The 21,421-nt window shown below is 62.2% G+C and carries 21 protein-coding genes; 14 read left to right on the forward strand and 7 right to left on the reverse strand.

Annotation, left to right across the window (positions count from 1 at the left end):
- Nucleotides 1-4: 4 nt before the first annotated feature.
- Complete coding sequence (locus tag QM470_RS03195; protein WP_283338157.1) at nucleotides 5-982, forward strand: zinc-binding dehydrogenase; 978 nt, start codon at nucleotides 5-7, stop codon at nucleotides 980-982.
- Nucleotides 983-1,141: 159 nt separating this feature from the next.
- Here QM470_RS03195 and QM470_RS03200 read toward each other — a convergent pair whose 3' ends face one another.
- Entirely contained in the window at nucleotides 1,142-1,549 is a 408-nt protein-coding gene (locus QM470_RS03200; RefSeq protein WP_283338158.1) for a RidA family protein, read from the reverse strand.
- A gap of 94 nt (nucleotides 1,550-1,643) precedes the next feature.
- The gene (locus tag QM470_RS03205; RefSeq protein WP_283338159.1) at nucleotides 1,644-2,537 is read right to left on the reverse strand and encodes a LysR family transcriptional regulator; all 894 of its coding nucleotides are present in this window, start codon (nucleotides 2,535-2,537) and stop codon (nucleotides 1,644-1,646) included.
- A gap of 301 nt (nucleotides 2,538-2,838) precedes the next feature.
- Between QM470_RS03205 and QM470_RS03210 the strand changes: the two genes are divergently transcribed.
- The gene (locus QM470_RS03210) at nucleotides 2,839-3,759 is read left to right on the forward strand and encodes an alpha/beta fold hydrolase (RefSeq protein WP_283338160.1); all 921 of its coding nucleotides are present in this window, start codon (nucleotides 2,839-2,841) and stop codon (nucleotides 3,757-3,759) included.
- A gap of 288 nt (nucleotides 3,760-4,047) precedes the next feature.
- On the forward strand, nucleotides 4,048-4,536 hold the full coding sequence (locus tag QM470_RS03215) for a cupin domain-containing protein (RefSeq protein WP_283338161.1): 489 nt from the start codon (nucleotides 4,048-4,050) through the stop codon (nucleotides 4,534-4,536).
- 151 nt (nucleotides 4,537-4,687) lie between these two features.
- Here the strand turns inward: QM470_RS03215 and QM470_RS03220 are convergent, their stop codons facing one another.
- Entirely contained in the window at nucleotides 4,688-5,587 is a 900-nt protein-coding gene (locus QM470_RS03220) for a LysR family transcriptional regulator (RefSeq protein ID WP_283338162.1), read from the reverse strand.
- 112 nt (nucleotides 5,588-5,699) lie between these two features.
- Between QM470_RS03220 and QM470_RS03225 the strand changes: the two genes are divergently transcribed.
- From QM470_RS03225 to QM470_RS03255, 7 genes are all read left to right on the forward strand, one after another.
- Nucleotides 5,700-7,226, forward strand: coding sequence for an MFS transporter (locus QM470_RS03225; protein WP_283338163.1), 1,527 nt, complete (start codon nucleotides 5,700-5,702; stop codon nucleotides 7,224-7,226).
- A gap of 190 nt (nucleotides 7,227-7,416) precedes the next feature.
- Nucleotides 7,417-8,391 (forward strand): magnesium/cobalt transporter CorA, encoded by a 975-nt coding sequence (gene corA / locus QM470_RS03230; protein WP_283338164.1) that lies wholly within the window; start codon nucleotides 7,417-7,419, stop codon nucleotides 8,389-8,391.
- A gap of 390 nt (nucleotides 8,392-8,781) precedes the next feature.
- On the forward strand, nucleotides 8,782-9,630 hold the full coding sequence (locus QM470_RS03235) for a DMT family transporter (RefSeq protein WP_283338165.1): 849 nt from the start codon (nucleotides 8,782-8,784) through the stop codon (nucleotides 9,628-9,630).
- Between the two features lie 93 nt (nucleotides 9,631-9,723).
- Nucleotides 9,724-10,047 (forward strand): thioredoxin, encoded by a 324-nt coding sequence (trxA, locus tag QM470_RS03240; RefSeq protein ID WP_283338166.1) that lies wholly within the window; start codon nucleotides 9,724-9,726, stop codon nucleotides 10,045-10,047.
- Nucleotides 10,048-10,123: 76 nt separating this feature from the next.
- Complete coding sequence (gene gorA, locus QM470_RS03245) at nucleotides 10,124-11,479, forward strand: glutathione-disulfide reductase (RefSeq protein ID WP_283338167.1); 1,356 nt, start codon at nucleotides 10,124-10,126, stop codon at nucleotides 11,477-11,479.
- Nucleotides 11,480-11,824: 345 nt separating this feature from the next.
- Complete coding sequence (locus tag QM470_RS03250; protein WP_283338168.1) at nucleotides 11,825-12,868, forward strand: DUF2806 domain-containing protein; 1,044 nt, start codon at nucleotides 11,825-11,827, stop codon at nucleotides 12,866-12,868.
- Nucleotides 12,869-13,438: 570 nt separating this feature from the next.
- Nucleotides 13,439-13,942 (forward strand): DUF2262 domain-containing protein, encoded by a 504-nt coding sequence (locus QM470_RS03255; RefSeq protein WP_283338169.1) that lies wholly within the window; start codon nucleotides 13,439-13,441, stop codon nucleotides 13,940-13,942.
- Between the two features lie 289 nt (nucleotides 13,943-14,231).
- Here the strand turns inward: QM470_RS03255 and QM470_RS03260 are convergent, their stop codons facing one another.
- From QM470_RS03260 to QM470_RS03275, 4 genes are all read right to left on the reverse strand, one after another.
- Nucleotides 14,232-14,852 carry a hypothetical protein gene (locus tag QM470_RS03260; RefSeq protein ID WP_283338170.1) on the reverse strand — a complete coding sequence of 207 codons (621 nt, stop codon included), beginning with the start codon at nucleotides 14,850-14,852 and terminating at the stop codon, nucleotides 14,232-14,234.
- A 320-nt stretch (nucleotides 14,853-15,172) separates the two neighbouring features.
- A complete protein-coding gene (locus QM470_RS03265) occupies nucleotides 15,173-16,015 on the reverse strand; it encodes an MBL fold metallo-hydrolase (RefSeq protein ID WP_283338171.1) in 843 nt (280 codons plus the stop codon).
- Between the two features lie 34 nt (nucleotides 16,016-16,049).
- On the reverse strand, nucleotides 16,050-16,373 hold the full coding sequence (locus QM470_RS03270; RefSeq protein WP_280011946.1) for a hypothetical protein: 324 nt from the start codon (nucleotides 16,371-16,373) through the stop codon (nucleotides 16,050-16,052).
- 16 nt (nucleotides 16,374-16,389) lie between these two features.
- On the reverse strand, nucleotides 16,390-16,953 hold the full coding sequence (locus QM470_RS03275) for a sugar ABC transporter (RefSeq protein WP_283338172.1): 564 nt from the start codon (nucleotides 16,951-16,953) through the stop codon (nucleotides 16,390-16,392).
- A 157-nt stretch (nucleotides 16,954-17,110) separates the two neighbouring features.
- Between QM470_RS03275 and QM470_RS03280 the strand changes: the two genes are divergently transcribed.
- The 4 genes from QM470_RS03280 (at nucleotide 17,111) to QM470_RS03295 (ending at nucleotide 21,199) form a co-directional block, all read left to right on the forward strand.
- Nucleotides 17,111-18,007: a LysR substrate-binding domain-containing protein gene (locus QM470_RS03280; RefSeq protein ID WP_283338173.1), complete on the forward strand. Its 897-nt coding sequence runs from the start codon at nucleotides 17,111-17,113 to the stop codon at nucleotides 18,005-18,007.
- A gap of 200 nt (nucleotides 18,008-18,207) precedes the next feature.
- Nucleotides 18,208-19,290, forward strand: a complete 1,083-nt coding sequence (locus QM470_RS03285; protein WP_283338174.1) for a Bug family tripartite tricarboxylate transporter substrate binding protein — start codon at nucleotides 18,208-18,210, stop codon at nucleotides 19,288-19,290.
- Nucleotides 19,291-19,471: 181 nt separating this feature from the next.
- Entirely contained in the window at nucleotides 19,472-19,960 is a 489-nt protein-coding gene (locus QM470_RS03290) for an OsmC family protein (RefSeq protein WP_283338175.1), read from the forward strand.
- 462 nt (nucleotides 19,961-20,422) lie between these two features.
- Entirely contained in the window at nucleotides 20,423-21,199 is a 777-nt protein-coding gene (locus QM470_RS03295) for an SDR family oxidoreductase (RefSeq protein ID WP_218331722.1), read from the forward strand.
- Nucleotides 21,200-21,421 lie beyond the last annotated feature (222 nt).

Below are 21,421 nucleotides of genomic sequence, written 5' to 3' on the forward strand. Positions count from 1 at the left end.
CACCATGCGCAGCGCCATTCACACCACCTTCGGCGAACCCTCTCTTGTGCTGGAGGCTAGCGATCAGCCGGTTCCCCGGCCTGCGTCCGGCGAAGTCCGCATCAAGACCTTGCTGGCCCCCATCCACAACCATGACCTCTGGACGATTCGCGGCAGCTATGGCTACAAGCCGGTGCTGCCCGCCATTGGCGGCAGCGAGGCCGTCGGGGTGGTGGATGCCCTCGGCGAAGGCGTCGAAGGCGTCACCGTCGGGCAGCGGGTTGCGGTGGCCGGGGTCCATGGCACATGGGCGGAGTATTTTCTTGCCCCCGCCAGCCAGCTGGTGCCCATGCCCCCGGCCATCCCGGATGAGGTGGCGGCCCAGCTGATCGCCATGCCCCTGAGCGCCTTGATGCTGCTGGAGTTCCTGCACGTCAGCCCCGGGCAATGGATCGTGCAGAACACCGCCAACGGTGCAGTCGGCAAGACGCTGGCCATGCTGGCCGGCGCACGCGGCGTTCAGGTGCTGAACCTGGTCCGCCGCGATGAAGGCGTCCAGGAACTCACGGACCTGGGCGTGGCCCATGTGCTGTCCACGGCCCAGGCCGATTGGAAGCAGCGCGCCAGCGCCCTGCTCGGCCCCGCGCTGGCGGTGGCGGCCGTCGACTCCATCGGTGGCAAGGCCAGCGCAGCGCTGCTAGAGCTGCTGGGCGAAGGCGGCACCCTGGTGTCGTTTGGCACCATGGCCGGGGAGCCCATGCAGATCAGCTCCGGCGCCCTGATTTTCAAGCAGGCGACGGTCAAAGGCTTCTGGGGCAGCAAGGTCAGCCAGGCCATGGCGGCGGAGGACAAGCGGCGTCTGCTGGGCGAGCTCTTGCAGCGCACGCTGAGCGGCGAGCTGAAGCTCCCGATCGAGGGCATCTACGACCTGGGAGACGCCGCCCAGGCCGCTGCCGCCAGCCTGCGACCGGGCCGCAAGGGCAAGATTTTGCTCAAACCCTGAAGCGCGCTATGACGCCCCGCGAGGTGGGGCCACCCGGATTCAGAGGGAGGCTGGGTGGCCGCCATGGGGGGTCTGCGAGCGTCGCGGTTCGGCCATGAGCCGACACTCGACTACGCCGAGTAACCGTCCCATGGAAGTGCAGCGATCCTCCGAAAGTTATCACGGATGGCCGGGCAACTTTGCCAATGCCTCGATCTCTACAAGCGTGTCCCGCGTTGCGAGGGATGCCACGCCGACGCCAGTCAAGGCTGGCCGGACTGCATAGAAGTGACGGGCGAACACAGGTACGAGCTGCGACATGCAGTCGGCGAGCTCGCCGCGAACATACACCCTCAGCTGTAGCACGTTTCTTAGCGAAGCGCCCACCTCGCTCAACACGGTTATCAGATGCTGGATTGCACCCTCTGCCTGTTCCTCCGGCGTGGCGTGTCGGACATGCGAGTCGCGGTCCCAATCGACTTGGCCAGAGACAAAGACGAGTCCGGACGCCAAGTCCACTTTGGCTTGCGACATGCCGATAGGTGCGCCGTCGTAGAGGTGCGCGGGATTGACTAGCTTCGTGCTCATAGGCCGTTCAAAGTTGAGTTTGTAATGCTCGACAGCTTAGGAACGCTGCACGAAATTCACCATGTACGCATGCTTGTAGCGATCACAAGCGGCGCTATCTTGCTGCTGCGCATTGCGTACGGACGTGGTCGAGTATCCAGCTCAGCAGCGGATCAGACATGACAGAGGGATGGTAAGCAGCAACCAGCTCAAAGCCAGGCGGGTACTTCTCTAGCAGCACCTCAAACAAATCGTCGCAGGGGAGCAGTCGCGACGGCAGGAAAGCCACCATATTGGAACGCCGCAAATAATCCATTGCCATGAAGAACGAGGGCACCGAAGCCACAACACGACGCCGCAGTCCCTGCTGCGCAAACCAGCCGCCCGCGGAGCCGTCGAAGCTCGGGACGCCCGGAGATACCACGAGGAAGTCAAATGCCACGAGCGATTCCAAGGACAGCAGCTCCAGCCCGTTGGTCAGCGGCGTGCCTGTCACGCAAATATATTTTTCCGTGAACAGAGAGGTCGACAGCAGGCCCTCGGGCACATAGCCGTTCGATGTGAAGGCCATATCAATTTCCCCGTCCTGCATTCGGCGGACTAGGCTGGCGCTTTCAATATTTGAGATCTTCACCTTCACCCGAGGTGCCGCACCGCGCAGAGCATGAAGCAGATCGCCGACGATGATTCGTTGCGCATAGTCGGTGGCGGAGATATTCAAGGTGCGTTCGATGTCCTTCAGTGGAATGGATGTCAGCATAGGCAGCGCATGGACCATCGCCAGTAACTGCCGCACATGTGGTTGTATCAACTGGCCATAGGCTGTTGGCACCATGCCGTGGCCGGTTCGCACGAATAAGAGGTCGCCAAAAATCTCCCGGACTCGCTTGAGCTGAAGGCTCACGGCTTGCTGTGAGACATCCAGCATCTCAGCAGCCGCTGACACAGACCCTTTCTCATAGAGGGCGCTGAGCATCCGGAGATGGCTAAGTTCCAGCTTCTCGATCATGAATAAGCTAATTTATAGGCGACGGTCAAACGGCACCGTTACGAAGTTGTAGCGCGTCTGTTAGACGGCGATTAGTACCAAGCATAGCTGTACGTTGAAGGGCAGCAATGGGTCGAAAGCGGACGTCGCGGAGGTCTGTTCAAACGCCACAGGTGAAAGTGCTGCCGTCCACGCGTGACGATGCTGTCGTTTTCGAAAATTCTGATGTAGCCAGCCCTACCAACAACGCAGAGACAGCGCGAAGACAGCGCAGATAATGCTTGGCTTGTCCAGAACATGCCCTGACCACAGGGCTGACTTCATGCGTTTCTCAGCCCTGCTCGCAGCCTTCGGCCTCACCTCTTTACTGACCTCGGCTACGCTGGCCCAATCGACCACCGCACCACAAGGAGCCATGGTGGGCGACCGCATCTCGGTGGTGGTCCAAGGCAGCGGACCTGATGTCATCCTGATTCCGGGTTTGGCATCTTCCCGGGATGTGTGGCGTGGTCTTGCCACACGCCTGCAGCAAAGCCATCGCTTGCACCTGGTGCAGGTGGCGGGGTTTGCCGGCGCACCTGCAGCGCACCATCCGCAAGGTCTGGTGCTGGAGCCCACGGCAGCAGCCGTCGCGGAGTACATTGAACGCGCGCATCTCCAGACTCCCGCTGTCATCGGTCACTCCCTGGGTGGTGAGGTCGCACTCATGCTGGGCGCGCGCCATCCTGAGCGAGTGTCGCGTCTGATGATCGTAGATGCATTGCCCTTCTACAGCCTGATGTTTGATCCCTCCGCAACCAGTGAGAAAGCGACACCGGGCGCGGCCGCATTCAGCGCCACGTTGCTGGCGGCCACCGACGCCCAGATGGAGGCCATGCAATCCGCCGCCATCGCCCGCCTCACCAAGACCGAAGCAGCCCGCCCTGCACTGCTCGACGCCAGCCTCCGATCAGACCGCCCCACCGTGGCACATGCCACCTACGAGCTGATGACCACCGACCTGCGCCCGGAGCTCCACCGCATCACAGCGCCCGTGCATGTGGTGCATGCCTACGACACCAGCTATGGCGTCCCCGCAGACCTCGTTGATGCGATGTTTCGATCCGCCTATGCGACCACCCCCCACGCCAGTTTTCAGCGCATCGATGGCAGCTACCACTTCGTCATGCTGGACCAGCCCGCAGCATTCGAGCGCGTCGTGATCGACTTTCTCCGCCCCACAACCCCTGTGAAGAGCCGCTAAAACGTAAAACACCCCAGCAAACCGCAGGTGTGCGTTGGTGACAAGGCGCGAAGCCGCAGGCAGTACCACAGTACGACAAGGCGAAGCAACGACGTATCAAGGGGTGTGTGAGCGGCTCTCAGCGATAAGACCGACAAGGCTTCCGGGTGGTTCCTCCACAGGCGTTCCAACACCTGTCCCGCCTGGCCAGAGGCGGTTTCTGGCGACAGCCCACTGACGAGCGATTGACACCGTCAAAGCCGATGCGGCATTCTGGCCAAGTGGAGCCTCTTCGCTCATTGCGTGTTCATGGAGGAAACTGAATTGAATCAATCTCAGGATTTCATCGAGGCCGCCTCAGCGCCACTCCGGACAAAGCCTTCGAATTACCCGGAAACATTCGCACAAAGAATGATCGGGCGTGACAAGCGGCCCATTGGCGATGTATTTGGAATCACGCAGTTTGGCGTCAATCTGACGACACTGCACCCAGGCGCTGTCTCTGCACTTCACCACCAGCACACGCTGCAAGACGAGTTTATTTACGTGTTGGCGGGGGAAGTCACCCTCTACACGGGTACGCAGGAGCACATCCTGACATCCGGCATGTGTGCTGGATTCAGGGCTGGCGGCCAAGCGCATCACCTCCGAAATTGCTCTGCATCCGATGCCACATACATTGAAATCGGAAGCCGGGTTGACGGTGATGCGGTGAGTTATCCCGAAGACGACCTGGTGGCCGTTATGGGGGCCAATGGGAAGTGGTCCTTTGAACACAAAAATGGACAGCCGTACTGAGTTGTCCCGAACGGCGCCCATGGGTTGCATACGGGTTGAAAGCGGGAGGAAAGCGGACGCCGCTTTCCAGCGTGGATGCAGCCGGCAACGGTCCACAGAAGCTGGTGTCAGGGCCAGCGGAAAGTCCCTGCCAGAACCGGCCGCGGCACCATCACGCCTGCGCTGTCAGGAAAGCGCGAAGGTGGTCGATCAGCACCCGCACCTTCGGTGACAGGTGACGGCCCGAAGGCCAGACCAGATGGAAAACCCCGCCGCCGTCCGTCTGCGCATCGAGAACCTGGAGCAGTCGCCCATCGGCGAGCGCCTTCTTGGCCAGGAAGTCTGGCATGCAGGAAATGCCCAAGCCGTCGACCGTAGCCTGCAGCACCGCCTCCATGTTGTTGCAGACCAAAATGGTCTTCATCTTCAGTTCAGGCGCTTCGTCAGGCGACAGGCCTGTTAACGGCCACACCTGCAGGCGGCCGGCATTGGGATAACGAAACCGGATGCAGGCATGGGCCCTGAGATCCTGAACGCACAGAGGCGTGCCGTTGCGCTGCAGATAGTCCGGAGCGGCGCACAGCTGCATTCTGTACGGCGCCAGCGGCCGCGAGACCAGGCTGGAGTCCGCCAGGTCACCGCTGCGGATGGCCAGGTCAATGTTCTTGTCGATGAGGTCGACCAGGCGGTCGTTGAAGTCGATGTCCAGATCGACCTCGGGGTAGCGTTGGGTGAAGCTGGGCAGCGCTGGCAGCAGGAAATGGTGGCTGACGATGGGTGCGCTCAGCCTGAGATTGCCGCTGGGGCGCGCTCGCGACTCGGACAACATGGACTGTGTGTCGTGCCAGTCATCCAGCATGCGTCGGCCGCGTTCGTGCAGCAGGCGCCCTTCCTCGGTCAAGCTGATGCGCCGGGTACTGCGCTGCAGCAGCCGAACGCCCAGCTGCGCCTCCAGGCGCGCTACGGCCTTGCCAACGGCCGACGCCGACAGGCCCAGTACCTGCCCCGCAGCGACAAAGCTCCCCAGATCCACTGTTTTGACGAAGGCCGTGAGTCCATTGAATTTATCCATCCGTCAGCCCATTTATTCCGGCATTTTTTTCCGTATTCAACGGAAATATGGCCTGCTTCCATTTCATTCAGGCAAGTCTATCTTCTCCTGCTCCGCCACAGAAGACGTAGCCATGCCTCGTACAAACCATCCCGAAACCTTCTCACGACCCGGTTGGGCCACCGCAGCCGTGTGCCTGGCGTCTGCCGCCATGCCCATGACCTTTACAGGCCCGGCGGTCGCCCTGCGGGACATCGAAGCCCATCTGGGCGGATCGCCGCTCGCACTCGCCTGGGTCACCAACGCCTTCATGCTGGCGTTCGGCAGCTGCCTGATGGCGGCCGGCGCCCTGGCCGACAAACACGGTCGGCGCAAGGTGTTCCTGGGGGCCATCGCCGTGTTCGTGGCCGCCTCATTGGCACTGATGGCCTCGCCCAACCTGTGGGTGTTTGATGGATTGCGCGCGCTCCAGGGTATCGCCAGTGCCGGGGTGCTGGCGGCCGGTGCAGCCGCTCTGGCGCAGGAGGTGCAGGGGCAGGCGCGTGTGCGCGCTTTCAGCCTGCTCGGCACCAGCTTCGGTGCCGGGCTGACACTGGGCCCGGTGGCCGCAGGCTGGCTGACCACGGCCTTTGGCTGGCAGGCCATCTTCGTGCTGGTCATCGCCACAGCCTCCATTGCTTTCTCCATTGGCATGCGTGTGTTGCGTGAGTCTCGCGACCCCGCTGCGCAGAAGCTTGATGTGCCGGGCGCATTGGCCATCACTTCCGCGCTGACGCTGTTCACCTTTGCCATCCTGCAGGCGCCCGCGCAAGGCTGGTTGCACCCCATGACGATCTCCGCGCTGTGTGGCACGGCCCTGCTGCTCGCCGCTTTCGTGTTTGTCGAGCGGCGCCATCCACGCCCACTGTTGGACCTGAGCCTGTTCCGCTATTCCCGCTTTGTCGGGGTTCAGTTGCTTGCCGCCGCACCGGCGTTCGGCTTTGTCGTGCTGTTGGTGCTGCTGCCCATCCGCTTCATTGGCATAGAGGGCGTTCCAGTGGCCCAGGCCGGTCTGTGGATGGCAGCCCTGTCCGCCCCGCTGGTGGTGCTGCCAGCGGTCGCTGGACGCCTGTCGCACTGGATATCTCCGGCGACCTTGTGCGCAGCCGGCTTGCTGGTGGCCGCGGGCGGGCTGGTCAGTCTGTCTGTGTCCGCAGGCGGTGCTGCGGCACTGTGGCCCATGCTCGCCATCGGCGTTGGTATCAGCCTGCCCTGGGGCCTGATGGACGGGTTGGCTGTGAGTGTGGTGCCGACAGAACGCGCAGGCATGGCGACCGGCATCTTCAGCACCGTGCGCGTTGCCGGAGAAGGTTTGGCACTGGCCATGGTGGGTGCGCTGCTCACGGCCCTCATCGCCCATGAGCTGTTAGCCGCAACCCATCTCCCTTCTCACACCGCCGTGGCCGTGGCCCAGGTCCTGGTGAGTGGCAACCTGGCCGGAGCGCAAGCAGGCTGGCCTTCCATTGGCGCCGCTGAACTGATGCGGGCCTTCGAGGCCGCGTTCTCCACCTTGTTGATGGTGCTGGCAGGTGGAACAGGCCTGATCGCCCTCTTTGTGTTTCGCTTTTTGCGAACGCCCAATGTGCCGAGCGCTACGAACTGCCTGGGTGAGTCTGCCTGATGCCCTGCAGCACATTGCGAGCAGGACCGCACATGGACAGAAACGGCGGTCCTTCGGTGTCGGCCTGGGGGTCGAGCGGCGGCCTCCGCTCTCGATCGCGAGCAGGTTGCTGAGCGCCGAGAGGCGTTGCACGCTTTCGTCACAGCGGCATGGCACCATACGACTTTTGGACAGCCTGGAGGGGGTGCTGATGCTGATCAACTGCGTTGCCTACGAAAAAGGCTCCAAGCTGGCCGATATTCCGGTGGCGGACATCAGCAAATACATTGCGCGCCCTGGCTGCTTTGTCTGGGTGGCCTTGTCCGATGCGACGGCGGCTGAGCTGGATGAAATGCGTGAAGAGTTCGACCTGCACGAACTCGCGGTGGAAGACGCCCGCGTTGGACACCAAAGACCCAAGATCGAGGAATACGGGCAATCACTTTTCGCCGTGATGCAGTTGCTGGAGCCCGATCCCGAGCGACCGGGCTACTTCAATCAGGGGGAAGTGGACGTTTTTGTGGGCCCCAACTATGTCTTGTCGGTCCGCAATCGCAGCACCCAGGGTTTCCTGGGGGTTCGAGGCCGCTGCGAGAGAGAGCCCGAACTGCTGAAGCACGGCGCGGGATTTGTGCTGTATGCACTGATGGATGCGGTGGTGGACCGTTACTTCCCCGTCATCGAGGCCTTGGAGGCCGAGCTGGACGCCGTCGAGCTGCTGATCTTCACGCACCGTGCTGCCCGCGACAACATCAAGCAGCTTTATGGGTTGAAGCAGCGCGTCATGGACGTCAAGCACACGGTTGCGCCGCTGCTGGAGGCCGTGAGCAAACTGCACGGCGGGCGTGTGCCGCAGATATGTGCGGGATCCCAGGAATATTTCCGCGATGTGGCGGACCACCTGGTCCGCATCAACGGGCTGATTGACGGGATGCGCGACACCATTGCAACGGCGATGCAGGTCAACCTCGCCCTGGTCGCCATCGATGAGAACGAAGTCACCAAGCGGCTGGCAGCGTGGGCCAGTATTTTTGCGATCTGCACCGCTTTCGCGGGCATCTGGGGCATGAATTTCGAGCACATGCCGGAACTGAAGTGGCACTACGGTTACCCCGCCGCCATACTGCTGATGGTCTGTGTCTGCAGCTATGTCTATCACCGCTTCCGCCGGGCGGGCTGGCTGTAGCGCTGGCTGCGCCCTCTGCCGGCGACAACAGGCGCAGGTCGATCACGCAGGCATGTCTTGGCATCGTCGCGCCGCGGGCAGCCGCATCGCCACGGAGTTGATCACACAGCGCCGAGGCCTCCAGGCTGATCCACGGATTGGCACTGCAAGGCAAGTTCCTGGTGGTTGGCGCGGGCTTCATGGTGGTGGGCGAGCGTTCGTTTCAGGGGCCATCACCGGCACGCCATTCGAGTCGGAGCGCACGCGGGACTTCAGCGTCATGGCGGACGTCCATCCGATGACAGCAACCATGCCACTGGAACGCGCTGCCGAGGCCTACGCACAGATGAAGTCGGGTGGTATCAAATTCCGCATGGTGCTCACGATGGGGCATTAAGGCGCAGCCGATCCATGACGAACTCCATTCGCTCCCGCCTGGTCGTGGCGGTGCTGACCCTGCTCACGATGCTGGCCTTCGCCGGCAACTCGCTGCTGACACGGCTGGCCTTCCAGACCACGCACATTGACGCGGCATTGTTCACCGCCGTGCGCCTGGGAGCCGGCGCCGTGGTGCTGTTCGCCCTGCTGCACGCGCGCCCACGCCCCCGGGCCAACGCGCGGGAAGCATGGCTGTCCGCCGCACTGCTTTTTGTCTACGCGGCGGCCATGTCCTATGCCTACCGGGGCATCGGCACTGGTGCGGGGGCACTGGTGCTCTTTGCCGCGGCACAGGTGCCGATGGTGGTCTACGGCTACCGGCACGGCGAACGCACCAGTGTGCTGGGCGCCTTGCTGGCCTTCGGGGGGCTGACCGCTTTTCTGCGCCCCTGGAATGCCTCCCCCACGCTGGGCGCTGCCGCCCTGATGGCGGTGGCGGGCATCGCATGGGGGCTGTATTCGCTACGCGGACGCGCCACGGAGAGTGCCCTTCAGTGGACGGCCAACAGCTTCATCTGCACCGTGCCCATGGCACTGGGCTGGCTGCTGCTCACCGCCCATGCGATCTCGGTCGACACGCTGGGAATAGCCTATGCCGCCCTCTCCGGCGGCATCACATCGGCCCTGGCCTATGTGCTGTGGTACTGGGTGCGCACCCGCATGTCGGCCACCGGCGCGGGTGCCGTGCAGTTGTCGGTGCCGGTGTTCGGCGTACTTCTGGGGGCCTTGATCCTGGATGAACCCGTCACCGCCTACAGCCTTGCGGCCGGTGCCGTCACGCTGGCGGGGGTGGCCCTGGTCTCCATCAAAACCAGGCGCTGAGCCGCAACGCCGATGGCCGCGAACGGCCACGGATGACCGCGGCATCGCCCTATCTCCCTTTCCCCCGTTCTCCACGCTTTTGCAAAGATACCCATGTCTGCCAAGCACACCTCCTCCCAGACTTTTGTCGCTGACGTCCTGTCTTCCAGCCAACCCGTGCTGGTGGATTTCTGGGCCCCGTGGTGCGGCCCCTGCCGCGCCATTGCCCCGGCGCTCGATGCCATTGCGGCAGCGCACCAGGGCAAGCTTGCGGTGTACAAGCTCCATGTGGATGAACATCCGGAGCTGTCTGCGGCCTTCCGCATCCGCAGCATTCCTGCCCTGCGCGTGTTCCAGGGCGGACAGATCGTGAAGGAGTTTGGCGGCGCCATGTCCAGGCAAGCCCTGGAGCAGCAGCCGGCCGAATTTCTGCAGTGAACAGCGCCATGCCAACCCCTGCGGACGTCACCCGCCTGTACACGCAGGCTTGCGCTGCGTATTCTTGGAAGCAACTATGACCCAGTACGACAAAGATCTTCTCGTTATCGGTGGCGGCTCCGGCGGTGTGCGCGCCGCGCGCATCGCGGCCCAGCATGGCGCGCGCGTCGCCATCGCGGAAAGTGCCAATTTCGGCGGCACCTGCGTCAACCGCGGCTGTGTGCCCAAGAAGCTGATGGTCTATGCCAGCCGATTCCCCGAGCAGTTCCGCGCCAGCCAAGCCTTTGGCTGGACGCAGGGCGAGCCGCCGCGCTTTGACTGGGCGCATTTCCTCCAGCGCAAGGACGCCGAGATCGCGCGGCTGGAAAGCATCTACGAGCGCAACCTGCGTAGCGCGGGGGTGGAGACCCTGGCCGACCATGCCGAGATCGTCGACGCGCACACGGTACGTCTGCGCGACAGCGGCCGGGTGGTCAGCGCCGGCGCCATTCTGGTCGCCACCGGCGGACGCCCGTCGGTTCCGCAGTTCCCAGGCAACGAACTGGCAATCACGTCGGACGAAGTCTTTCACCTGTCCGAGCGCCCCCAGCGGGTGCTGATCGTGGGTGGCGGCTACATCGCAGTCGAGTTCGCCGGCATCTTTGCCGGGATGGGCAGCGAGGTGACGCAGTTTGTCCGGGGGCCGCACCTGTTGCGCGAATTCGATCAGGACATTGCCGCGCTGCTCGCCACCCACATGGAGCAGCGCCATATCCGGCTGCGCTACGGGCACGAAGTGCGCCGCATCGACCAGGCCGCAGGCGGACTGCAGGTCAGCGCCAGCAATGGTGATGCGCTGGAAGTGGACGCTGTCATCCTGTGTACCGGCCGCCAGCCAAACACATCGGGGTTGGGGCTGGCATCGGCCGGGGTGGCAACCGCCGCCGATGGTTCCATCGTGGTGGATGACTTTGGCCGTACCAACATCGGCTCCATCTATGCCATTGGTGATGTCACCAACCGCGTCAACCTGACGCCCGTGGCCATCCGGGAAGGGCATGCTTTGGCAGACCGGATCTTTGGCGGCATGCAGGTACCCCCGCTGAACTATGGGTTGGTGCCCACGGCCGTGTTCTCCACCCCGGAAATTGGCGTGGTGGGCATGACAGAAGCGGCCGCCCGGGCGCAGTTCCCCGAATTGCGGGTGCTCACCACCCAGTTCCGGGCGATGGGGCAGGCATTTGCCGGCTCCCAGGAGCAGGTCTTCATCAAGGTGCTGGTGGACGGAGCTACCGACCGCGTGCTGGGCATGCACCTGCTGGGCGACGGCGTGGCCGAGATGATCCAGCTGGCGGGTGTGGCCCTCACAGCCCATGCCACCTGGAGCGATTTCCGCGCCACCGTGGCGCTGCACCCCACGATTGCGGAAGAGATCGTGACCCTGCGGGGCTGACCCGCGCCCTGCCCCACCGGCCCGGCCCATCCGGCGCCGTGCAGCGCCAGCGCACGGCTGCGGTGGCCCGGCACCGGTGCCCCGGCCGGAAAGTGAAGGCAATGACTACAGGTGCCTACTGCGGCAAGGTGTGTGGTCTGCGACAGTCGCAGTCCGGCCAAAAGCAGTCACTCCATTACATGCTCGTGGCTACTAACGACGGACCTTAATTTCAGAATTTTCAGGTTTGCCTAACAAGCATGATTGCAATTGCTCACTCTGATATTTCTGGCTAAATTCATGTTTATGAGAACGACGAACACGTGTTGCCTGTCGTCTAGATTCAGTTAAGTCTCAGGAGACGACATGGACTTCCCCGGTGAAAAGCTAGTGATCAAACTCTGGGAAACGCTGACCGAGAAGGGGATCGGGGCATTGCTTTCGCCGTGGCAAGCTGCCCGAGAAGGCCGGGTAAGAAACGAGGTTCGCCGACATGAAATCCTCATGTTGGCGCAGGCAGAAACAGACGCTGCTGATATCCGATCCGGCAAGAAGCAACTTCGTCCAGATGGCACTTTGCTGCTCACAAGCGCAGCGGGCATCCTGCCTGCCGCTGACGAGCGCATTGAACCAATGCTATCGCTTTCTGCAGCGGTGGAGTACGGCAGCAGGGCCGCCGCCGCAGCAGCGGCTCGCTCAGAAATTAACGCAACAAAAGCTATCCTATTTGCGGAAGAGCAACTTGCAACCGACTCGCAGATTCCATCCGATCGGAATGTGGACGAAGACTGGCTATTCGCGTGGCGTGAGCATGCCGGCAAGGTATCTACTGAGGATCTACAAAGGTTGTGGGGCAGTGTCTTGGCAGGTGAGGTGAAGGCACCTGGTAGATATTCGATCCGGACACTAGAGTTTCTGAAGATGCTTTCCAAGGGGGAAGCCGAGATGATTAGCAAGTTAGCGCGCTATGTCATAGACGGGTGCATCGTTAGTGGCCAAATGGAATACATAGCATCTAAAGGCTTGACATTCTCGATGCTGCGACAAATGCAAGAGCTAGGAGTTGTCTCTGGCATAGAAGCTATCGGGCTTACTCGGACCTATAAGTCAGTCGTAGAAAGCAAATTCCTCCGGGCGCTCGTCTCGCACAGCAAAGCTCTAATCGTGGAGCACGAAGACGCCTCGAAAAAGCTTGATTTCGAGATTTATACGCTTACGGCCATAGGTAGACAGGTGCTCGGACTAGGCTCATTCGAACCTGACATAGAGTACCTGCGCTTGGTCGGGAAGGAATTCGCTAGGAAGGGTTTCTCTGTCAGGCTCGCCGACTGGCGGGAAGTATCAGACACCCAAGGACAGTACTCCAACGCACTAGAAATCCTATGTGATGCTCCTCCCGCTGAGGCTTAACAGGCTACTCAACTCGGGCCTTTCGCGGCAGGCCGCGAAAGGCCGGTTTAGTAGCTTGACTGTCCTCTTTGGGTCGTCTTGCGAAAGTCGTAGACCGGCCATGAGCGGTCATTCGCACCTGCGTCCTAATAACAGCCTTTGAGGTCGTTACTCGCTTTTCGCCATCTTCTCTCTGAGGTCATGCAAATGTTGGAGTCTCTTACATTGGGAAAATCCGCCTCGGCTCTGTTCAAGTCTTTGATGCAAGCCGATGACTCACTCGACGCTCGAGCGCTAGACAATCTCCTCGGGCTCCGGTATCCAAACATCAGTCCAGCCGCGTTCATCACGATACGCCGTTGGGCGAATCTGGATAGTGGGTTTGAGGTTTCTGACGAGGACTTAGACGCCGTGATTACGCACTACCTCAAAGAGGCCGGATACATCGACTAGCTGAGTGCTTGAGCTCCTCGATTTCAGAGGAGCTGTGTGGCAAGATGCGGCCAATATCGGTCGCTCATTCTCAAGGCAGAATTTGCTCTAAAGCAGACAGATTCTCGCCACAACACAACGGCAAAGGAAGCCCACTCGATGTTTCGACTGTTCGGCAGAAAAATCCAGATAAAGCATCTGCCGGACCTTGACCATCCGACGATGGGGCGGCTGGTTGGTTCATCGGGTGTTCTGGAAGGGAGAGTCGAGTCCGACTGGGGTGCCATCACCGTTTCAATCAATCCTGATGGACAGCCCCTCGAAACCTCGCTCTCCCTAGCCGAAAGGGCAATGAACGGCATAGTCGCACTGAACAACCAAGGCCGCGACCTAATTGCGGCAGACGCACTAGATGCCTACAACTCCGACTGGCGCTTTGGTGAGCGCCTCAATGCCGGAGGCGCCACGGAGCGGTTTGAGAACCCACTGCTATCGAAAGACGGTTTCATCGCTTCGCTCACGCTGTCAGCGGTCGAGGTCACGGGCAGCACACTTATCACCTTGTGGTTTGAATGCGGTGAGATGTTCTGGGGACATAGTTTCAGCGTTACCTCATTCGATGGAGTTGGGTTCAGCGATGTTCGAGTCGAACTGCAAGGGTGACGAAGACAGCAGCACGCAGCAGCCGCGTGGATGTATGGGAGGGCGATAGCTTCGAACTAGCTAAAGCATGAATTGCAGCCGCGCAAGCTGCTATGCCCCACTGAAAGAGGCCAAGACCAATGGTCGCTTTTGGAGCCATGCGTACAGCCGCTTTGGGTCGGGCGGCGACATCCGCAGCCGGCCAAAGGCAGCTGTTCGCGGCAGAAGAAAGCGGGCGCTCAAAGTCTGAGAGCAAAGACATGATCCGGCTTGCTGGGGCATGTCCCTTCGATAGCAGGGTGAGGCAACTTCAACACTGCCAGAGCAGCTTGGGGCTTGCGGTACCGCATGCGCACCTGAAAACGTAAGCACAGCCGCCTCCGCCGAAGTTCATCTCCGTTTTCCAATCGGGCCCTTGTTCCAGTTGCGCGACAAAAGCCATGGGCTCTGCACACGCACTGCAAAGAGGTACTTCTTCCGCTTGCATCCATGTGGGCTCGCCGCCCACTTGGCCCAGCACTTTGCGTGGGCTCACGCCATTGCCTGCTGAATATGCGGCCCTCGCAGACTCGTAGTCCTCTTCGCTCTGCTCCACGGTGTGCGCTTCGTAACGCACGGGCCGCACGACCTCCCCCGACGAGGGCGGGCTGACCAACTGCAGGTTGCTGCTGGAAACGGCCAGCACCTTGTTGCCTCCGCCTTCTGCATCCCATTCGTCACACATGCCAGGCTCGTTCTGGCACATGAAGAGCAAGAGCAATTCGTTCGACTCACCCTGCGCCAGCTGACCAAGGAACTGCATGTGCCCCTCGCATGAGAGGCAAACAGGCCACTCCACCACGCCCTGTGGCGCACTGGGTCTACCGCCAAAAACTGTCTGGGATGTGGCGATCTCGGTGCAATCTTGAACGTGAACAAGCAGTGTGGTCATGGCAGAGAGGCGTCCTTGATTCAAAGATGCCTATCGTAATTTTTCCTGCTAACCCTGCGGGAGACCCTGACCACTCATTTCCCATGGAAGTGGCTGAGCAGCAGAACCACGGCCGGGGCAGCAAGGCCTCCGGCACATCCAGGTTCACGGCGTGGCGCTGTTCGGGCTTCGTGAGGCGCAGGGCAAAGGCCTCCCACAGGCGACGGAGCAGGAAGTAGCCAAACAGGCCAGGGCCAGGTGCTGCACCTCGCACAGACAACCCCTGATCGGCAGGGGTTCTTCAAGGTCTTGGGCGGTTTGCATGGGCCCCAGGCCATGGCTCAGCTACGGTCATATTGCAGGCTGAAGCCGCTGTGCTCGCGCTGGATACGGGCAAATCCCAGTTCGCCCAGGTGCATGCCGGCGATCAGCAGCTGGTCGGCACTGGCCATGTCCAGCATGCGCGAACGGGTGCTGGCAGACAGGGCTGCGTCCTGGTCAAAGGCAATGGTGACATCGGGCCGCTGGATCTGGATATGGGGAAAGTGCACGATGTCACCCCACACCAGCAGATTCTGCGCTGCCGAGGTCAACAGATAACCCGTGTGGCCTTGCGTGTGGCCAGGCAGCGGCATGGCCTCTACACCAGGGAGCACCTCTTCCGTGTCGAAGGTGCGCAGCTGCTGGTGGTAGCGTTCAAACACGGTGCGGGCGATCTGAAAATTGCCACGGGCGCGTTCGCTGGCGCGGCTGAGGTGGGCGTCGTCCCGCCAGAAGTCCCATTCACTGCGGTGCACCACCAACTCGGCGTTGGGGAACACGCGCTCACCGGCTGCGTTGAGCAGCCCGCCCACATGATCGGGATGGGCGTGGGTCAGCAAGATGGTGTCGACATCTTCGGGCGACACGCCCGCCAAGGCCAGGTTGTGCAGCAACAGGCCGCCCCATTGCTTGATGCCGCCGGCACCTGCATCAATCAGCACGGTGTGCCTGGTGCTGCGCAGCAGGTAGCAGTTGATGTGGATGGACTCCGGTGGCTGCGGCCCTGCGCGGCTTTGCATCTGCGTGGCGTCGGCAAGGTCGATGTTCGACAGCAGACCCAGCGGGGCCTGGAGGTAGCCATCGCTGATGGCCGTGATGTGGAAGTCACCCACGCGGTGACCGGGGAAGCTGTGTTCAAGCATGGGTCTCTGCAATCTGCGTCAGTAAGTCAATGGGTCAGTGGAGCGCGTGTATCTGGCCGGCGCCGTAGCCGAAGCAGCGGATGCGCGCGGGAGATGCCGTGTGCTGAACGATGGATGCCTGCAGCTTCTGCATGAAGCGCTGCAGCACTTCGGGCGTGCGAAATGGCTCCAGGCGGTACTGCACTTCCACATGGATGGGCAGCCCATGCCCTGGGCGGGCCGCGACATAGATCACATGGACGTTCTGCTGCTGTGCTGCCAGTACCCCGGTGCACAGCTGCATGCAGTCGGCAGACAGCTGCGCCAGAGCGGCTTCGGAGGGCATGGGCGCGGAGATATAGAAAGTCAGGTTGGGCATAAACAGCCTCACGGTCTCAGCAGGCGCTTTGAGGGCGCACGGCGCTGCGCAGCTGCGCCGTCATGGCTTCATAAGCCTGGATGTCTGCCGGCAATGCGGCCATGGCAGGGCGCTGCGCTGCAGGCAGCCTGGCCATCCAGCGTTGCGGCGGAAAGCCCTCCAGCGCCACCGCCTCCATGGCCAGTGGGCTGAGGCCCATCTGCTGCAGGCTGCCCGGGCCCTGCGGGCTTACCAGCAACAGGTCCCCCGCCAGCAAGGCGGGTGCGCTCTGCACACAGGCATAGAGGTTGCGGTGCCAGTCCGTGATGTGCTGCTGCCAGCGTGCAAAGTTGCCGCCGCCTTTTTCCCGGTATTCGTCGCCGGTCAGCACGCCCAGGCCATCGATGGTGTGCAGCGCCAGGTACACGGGCACCCCGGCGGGCGCCGCCGCCGGCCCACCTGCATCCAGCGCCTTGAAGCGCTGCGAGGTCTGAAAGCCGCCCACAGAGATCAGCGCGGGCAATTTCTGCAGGCTGTAGAAGTCATTCCATTCGGCTTCGGTCTGCGCATCGGCGTAGCTGCATTCAACGGTGTAGATCATGGTGGATTCCTTGGAAAGCGGTGGCTGCTTGCGCTGGGCAAGCGGTGTTTTAATTGCCATAAAGTCATGCTACCCAGAGAAATTCAAGCTATATAGCGATATAAAATCGATCTTCATTGATGTTTGGTCAAGCTGCGCTTGGAGCTTGCCTTCAGCCATGCGACGCAAGATTCCCAGCAACTCCGCCCTCCAGGCCTTTGAAGCCGCTGCACGCCACGGCAGCTTTGCGCGCGCCGCGCAGGAACTGGCGCTGACGGAAGGCGCCATCAGCCGGCAGATCGCGAGGCTGGAAGAATTTCTGGGGATGGCGCTGTTTGAGCGCGTGGGCAACCGCGTGCGGCTGGCACCCACGGGCGTGCGCTATGCCGCACAGGTGGGCGAGATCCTGGATCACCTGGAGCGGGAAAGCCAGTACCTGATGGGGCAGCCTGCAGGTGCGGCCAGCTTGCACCTGGCCGTCATTCCCACGTTTGCCACACGCTGGCTGATTCCGCGCCTTCCGCGCTTTCAGCAGGCCCACCCGCATATCACCCTGCACATTGCCGAACGCATGGAGCCCTTTGTGCTGGCGGGCAGCGGCTTTGACGCGGCCCTGCATTTCGAGCACCCGGCCTGGGCAGGCATGCGCACGCACCGCCTGCTGGAAGAAGTGCTGATTCCCGTCTGCAGCCCCTCGCTGTTGGCCGGTTACCCCCAGGATGGCGGATTGGACGCCCTGCCCCGGCTGCACCGCATGCAGAACCCGGATGCCTGGCAGCGCTACGCCGAAGAGACGGGCATGGCGCTGACCCACCCCGCCGTGGGTTCGCGCTTTGACTTGCACGCCATGCTGATAGAGGCCGCGCTGTGCGGGCTGGGCGTGGCCCTGGTGCCGCGTCTGTATGTGGAAACGGAACTGGCGCAGGGTCGTCTGCTCGCCCCCTGGCCGCAGAGCCCGTCCGTTGCCAAGACCTTTTGCCTGGTGCTGCCGGAACCCTTGGGGCTCAGCGAGGCACCGTTGCAGGCCTTTGTACGCTGGATGCTGGCGGAGGCGCACACGGCCCGTTCTGCCTGAACACAAGTCTGCCCTCTCTGGGGATCCGGCGTCGCTATGCTCCTGATAGCAACTGTTGGTGCAGCAGTGGCTTGAAAGACCCAGCGCGGGCCTCCGCCGGCAGGCAGTCACCGCCAGCAAGAGGCATAGAATTTGTCGCTTCCGTCGCATGGGCTCTCGCCCATTGGCATGTATGCCATGTGCAACTGTTAGTGATCGTGATGAAAAATACTGCCCCACTTCTGGCGTCTGCTGCCGCAGCTGCCGATGCCATTTCCGCGTTGGTTTCCAACGCCTGCGTGCAGCCGCTGAATCGCCGCAAAGCCATGGGGCTGCTGCTGGCCGGTGCGGCCGCAGCCCACCAGGTGCAGGCCCAGGTGCTGGCGCCCAGCACTGCCGGCGCTGCTGGCTCTGATACCAAGTTTCCCCGCAACAAGATTGTGAAGATTGTGGTGGCCTACCCACCTGCCGGAGACACTGGCATTCTGGGCCAGCTGATTGCCGAATTGCTGAGTGCGCAATGGGGCAGCAACGTGATGGTGGAATACAAGCCCGGTGCCACCGGCATCATCGGTACGCGCGAAGTCATTGCCAACGCCCCCGATGGCTATACCCTGCTGGTGGCCCCCAACTCGGTGGCCATTGCGCCGCACCTGACGCCGTCGTACGACGTGCTGAAAGACCTGACCCCCATTGCCAAGCTGATTGACCAGCCCATCATTGCCGTGGTCAACAGCGCATCGGGCATTACGGATTTGCGCACCCTGGTGCAAAAAGCCAAGGCCGGTGCCCTGCCCGGTTACGCCAGCCCCGGCCACGGCTCCACCATGCACATCGTGGGCGAGCTGTTCAACCAGGTCGCAGGCATGCAGCTGCAAGAGATCCCCTACAAGGGCACCATGCCTGCCATCACCGACCTGGTAGGCGGTCAGGTGCCCCTGATGTACACCACGCTCAACCCGGTGCAGAACTTCCTGAAAACGGGCCAGTTGCGCGCCATCGGGGTCATCGCCCCCCAGCGCGTGTCGTTCCTGCCCCAGGTTCCCACCTTTGCCGAAAGCGGCTACCCGCAGGTGGATATCTCCACCTGGCAGGCGCTGCTGGGCCCGGCCAATATGCCGGCGGCGCTGGTGCAGCAAATCAACCACAGCGTGAACGCGGCGCTGCAAACCCCCAAGGCCAAGGCCTTGCTGCAGCAATGGGCCATGCAGCCGGTGACCGAAAGCCCCCAGGCGCTGAAGCACACGCTGGAGCAGGACTACGCCCGCTACGGCAAGCTGATCAGCCAGCTGCACATTTCCTGAGGCAGGCACCCCATTGCATACGGAACTGGGCTAGATACACAACGTGCCGCCCTTCCCTGTTCCCGCTCCTGTAGCACTGACTGTGCCCGGCACTGTGCGCCCGACCAGGCCAGGCCCGGCCCTGCTTTCGCTGTTCTCTGTTCATTGCGCCCCACTGCGGGGCTGAGAAAGGACTTGTTCTATGGACTGCACCCTCACCTTGCTGACCGACGGCACCACGCCCTTCTTTCAGGTGCAAAACTCGGGCCCCGAGCCGCTGCGCATTCGCGCCCCGGCCTTGCAGCAGGTGTCCACCACGGCGCCAGACGCTCCCGCGCCCGCTGGCGCCGTGCCCGCAGCCGCATCCGGTACGGCTGCGCCGCAGCTGGCATCGCCGCTGGAAGTGATGCTCTCGGGCGCCACCGGCTGTTCGGCCTACGACATTAGCAACCGACTGCAGGAGCGTGGCATCCACGTCACCGCCATGACGGTGCACACCCAGGCTGAGCGGGCGACGACCGCGCCCCGGGTCTTCACCTCGGTGCACCTGCATTACCGCATCACCGCGCCCCAGGCCGACCGCGAAGCCGTCGCCTCCGTGGTCGACATGTCGGTGCACGCACACTGCTCTGCGCTGGGCATACTCAAGCACACCGCCCAGATTGGCTACACCTTGGATCTGACGGTGTAACGCACCGCCCGGAAACAAGGGGAACGACAAGGGGCGCAATGCAGGGGGCACAGCGGGGGCCTGCCCCACTGTGCGGGCTATGGCGTGAAGGCTCTTCGCCACCTTCCGCCAGCCATTGCCACCACGGCCCGGCACCTGAGCGGCAGCCAGCGCCGGCACCAGCCCTTTCATGCGGCCTGTCTTGAACGGCCACTTACGGCCAATGGCCACTTGGCCACTTCCACCACGGGAGCAGCCGCTCGATGGCGTGGTTCGACACGCACCGGCCCGCAGGGCCGCTTCAGGGTGTTGCAGCAGGCTCAGGTCGACCCATTGCTGCCACCTGAGGTGGACCCGTCCACACCTGCCATGCACCCTCACCCGACTTCTGCGCTGTCAATTCTTAACAATTAAAATTAACAATCGAAATTTGAGTGTCGATATTCTTCAGCTTCCACATCACCTGTTTGTTGGAGAAAACTGATGACCCATCGCCATGCCATCAAAGACAAAGTTGCTCTCATCGCAGGAGGCGGCAAGAACCTGGGCGGACTGATTGCGCGCGATCTGGCGCAACAAGGTGCCAAAGCCATCGCCATTCATTACAACAGCGCAGCCAGCGAAGCCGAAGCCCTGGCCACGGTTGCGGCCGTCAAGGACCTGGGCGCCCAGGCCATTGCCGTGCGCGCCGATCTGACCAAGGCAGCGGCGGTGCAAAAGCTGTTTGCGGACACCGTTGCCGCCTTTGGCCGCCCGGATATTGCCATCAACACCGTGGGCAAGGTGCTGAAAAAACCGATGCAGGAGATTTCCGAAGCCGAGTTCGACGAGATGTCGGATGTCAACAGCAAAGCGGCCTTCTTCTTCCTGAAAGAGGCTGGCATCCATGTCAACGACCACGGCAAGGTGGTGACGCTGGTGACCTCCCTGCTCGGTGCGTTCACGCCGTTTTACGCTTCCTACGCCGGCACCAAGGCGCCTGTCGAACATTACACCCGCGCTGCCGCCAAGGAACTGGGGGCCCGTGGCATCTCCGTCACCGCAGTGGGGCCCGGCCCTATGGACACGCCTTTTTTCTACCCTGCGGAAGGCGCCGATGCGGTGGCCTATCACAAGACGGCCGCTGCGCTGTCCGGCTTCAGCAAGACCGGGCTCACCGATATTGAGGATGTGGTTCCCTTCATTCGCCACCTCGTCAGCGACGGCTGGTGGATCACGGGCCAAACCATTTTGATCAATGGTGGCTACACCACCAAATAAGCCGGCAATCTGATCGCACGGTGAACCCGCGGCTTGGTGGGGCTCAAAGAACCTGAGCCCTGCTAAGCCCATGTTGCCCCCAGAGTGTCGCCCCCAAGCGGGAACAGAACGCGGGCCTAGCGCAGCATCAAAAACAGGCAGCTGCCATGCAGCGAGAGTGCCCTGCCGCCCTGATAACCTGATGACCTTTCCTGACTGTTCGCTGGGAGGGTACTTGTTACC

The sequence above is a fragment of the Comamonas sp. 17RB genome (assembly GCF_030056555.1).
GTDB classification, from domain to species: Bacteria; Pseudomonadota; Gammaproteobacteria; order Burkholderiales; family Burkholderiaceae_C; genus Comamonas; species Comamonas terrigena.

Excerpts from the sequence above, each read along its gene's own strand:
- QM470_RS03295 (WP_218331722.1), top strand. The coding sequence starts at position 20,423 with ATGACCCATCGCCATGCCATCAAAGACAAAGTTGCTCTCATCGCAGGA.
- corA (WP_283338164.1), top strand. The coding sequence starts at position 7,417 with ATGCTGATCAACTGCGTTGCCTACGAAAAAGGCTCCAAGCTGGCCGAT.
- QM470_RS03225 (WP_283338163.1), top strand. The coding sequence starts at position 5,700 with ATGCCTCGTACAAACCATCCCGAAACCTTCTCACGACCCGGTTGGGCC.
- QM470_RS03235 (WP_283338165.1), top strand. The coding sequence starts at position 8,782 with ATGACGAACTCCATTCGCTCCCGCCTGGTCGTGGCGGTGCTGACCCTG.
- QM470_RS03270 (WP_280011946.1), bottom strand. The coding sequence starts at position 16,373 with ATGCCCAACCTGACTTTCTATATCTCCGCGCCCATGCCCTCCGAAGCC.
- QM470_RS03275 (WP_283338172.1), bottom strand. The coding sequence starts at position 16,953 with ATGATCTACACCGTTGAATGCAGCTACGCCGATGCGCAGACCGAAGCC.
- QM470_RS03205 (WP_283338159.1), bottom strand. The coding sequence starts at position 2,537 with ATGATCGAGAAGCTGGAACTTAGCCATCTCCGGATGCTCAGCGCCCTC.
- QM470_RS03255 (WP_283338169.1), top strand. The coding sequence starts at position 13,439 with ATGTTTCGACTGTTCGGCAGAAAAATCCAGATAAAGCATCTGCCGGAC.
- QM470_RS03265 (WP_283338171.1), bottom strand. The coding sequence starts at position 16,015 with ATGCTTGAACACAGCTTCCCCGGTCACCGCGTGGGTGACTTCCACATC.
- gorA (WP_283338167.1), top strand. The coding sequence starts at position 10,124 with ATGACCCAGTACGACAAAGATCTTCTCGTTATCGGTGGCGGCTCCGGC.
- QM470_RS03250 (WP_283338168.1), top strand. The coding sequence starts at position 11,825 with ATGGACTTCCCCGGTGAAAAGCTAGTGATCAAACTCTGGGAAACGCTG.
- QM470_RS03260 (WP_283338170.1), bottom strand. The coding sequence starts at position 14,852 with ATGACCACACTGCTTGTTCACGTTCAAGATTGCACCGAGATCGCCACA.
- QM470_RS03280 (WP_283338173.1), top strand. The coding sequence starts at position 17,111 with ATGCGACGCAAGATTCCCAGCAACTCCGCCCTCCAGGCCTTTGAAGCC.
- QM470_RS03215 (WP_283338161.1), top strand. The coding sequence starts at position 4,048 with ATGGAGGAAACTGAATTGAATCAATCTCAGGATTTCATCGAGGCCGCC.
- QM470_RS03195 (WP_283338157.1), top strand. The coding sequence starts at position 5 with ATGCGCAGCGCCATTCACACCACCTTCGGCGAACCCTCTCTTGTGCTG.
- QM470_RS03290 (WP_283338175.1), top strand. The coding sequence starts at position 19,472 with ATGGACTGCACCCTCACCTTGCTGACCGACGGCACCACGCCCTTCTTT.
- QM470_RS03285 (WP_283338174.1), top strand. The coding sequence starts at position 18,208 with ATGAAAAATACTGCCCCACTTCTGGCGTCTGCTGCCGCAGCTGCCGAT.
- QM470_RS03210 (WP_283338160.1), top strand. The coding sequence starts at position 2,839 with ATGCGTTTCTCAGCCCTGCTCGCAGCCTTCGGCCTCACCTCTTTACTG.
- trxA (WP_283338166.1), top strand. The coding sequence starts at position 9,724 with ATGTCTGCCAAGCACACCTCCTCCCAGACTTTTGTCGCTGACGTCCTG.
- QM470_RS03200 (WP_283338158.1), bottom strand. The coding sequence starts at position 1,549 with ATGAGCACGAAGCTAGTCAATCCCGCGCACCTCTACGACGGCGCACCT.
- QM470_RS03220 (WP_283338162.1), bottom strand. The coding sequence starts at position 5,587 with ATGGATAAATTCAATGGACTCACGGCCTTCGTCAAAACAGTGGATCTG.